Annotated in this window: 1 protein-coding gene; it reads right to left on the bottom strand. The window is 41.8% G+C overall.

What is annotated here, in order from left to right:
* Window positions 1-521: MutS-related protein (locus KH893_RS11705; protein ID WP_427860402.1), on the bottom strand; the 521-nt coding region annotated here is incomplete at both ends.

The raw sequence follows: 521 nt of genomic DNA, 5'->3' as shown, positions 1-521 counted from the left end.
AAATTATTCAGTTCCTGGTTCTGTGGATCAACATAGGATTCAGCCAAACGTAAAACATCCTCGTTAAGACCCAAGCGTCGTGAAATAGCAATTGCATTCGATTGTCCAGGAACACCAAGCAAGAGGCGATAGGTTGGCCTAAAAGTCTGTGAATCGAATTCCATACTGGCATTAATTGCAAAATCCTTCTGATCAGCAAAAATTTTCAATTCTGGATAGTGAGTCGTTGTTAAATTAAGAATCGTACGCCTTGATAAGCTCTCTACGATTGCCATCGCTAAAGCCGCTCCCTCTCCAGGATCGGTTCCGGCTCCCAATTCATCCAGAAGAACAAGTGAATCACGATCGGCTTGCTGCAGAATATTTTTAATGTTCTTCATATGTGATGAGAAAGTTGAAAGCGACTGTTCAAGGCTTTGCTCGTCACCAATGTCTGCAAAAATATTATCAAAAACATATAGTGAAGAATCATCCCCGGCGGTAATAAAAATCCCGGCCTGAGCCATTAAGAGCTCTAATCC

The sequence above is a fragment of the Liquorilactobacillus sicerae genome (genome assembly GCF_029916425.1).
Lineage (GTDB): Bacteria > Bacillota > Bacilli > Lactobacillales > Lactobacillaceae > Liquorilactobacillus > Liquorilactobacillus sicerae.
This window is presented reverse-complemented; position numbering and strand designations above follow the sequence as displayed.